The sequence below is a fragment of the Dellaglioa sp. CoH-57-MRSF-20 genome, assembly GCF_056781955.1.
Genome location: NZ_JBXAXV010000296.1, coordinates 1 through 252 on the forward strand (window position 1 = coordinate 1; position 252 = coordinate 252).

Genomic DNA, 252 nt, shown 5'->3' on the forward strand with positions numbered 1-252 from the left:
CACCCTTCTTGATCTCGATCACGGTATGAACATATCCGTGTTCGTGTTCCACCTGCTGATCACGTCCCGGCTTCGTCGGGAGCTTGCGCGAACGTTGATCGAACTTGTCGAACTTGAACGTAAGGCGCAGGCCGCCTAGTGCGATTTGAACTTTCTCCGAATCGCTTTCCGGTTTCTCGTTGAGGCCGACGATGGGTTGACGCGCAGGATCGTGCACATAATCGACACGCAGAACTGCATTATTGCGCACTT

1 protein-coding gene is annotated in these 252 nt (G+C 53.6%); it reads right to left on the reverse strand.

The window, feature by feature from the left end; all coding sequences use genetic code 11:
- Positions 1 to 252: hypothetical protein (locus tag AC1RPN_RS09100; protein ID WP_481763861.1), on the reverse strand; the 252-nt coding region annotated here is incomplete at both ends.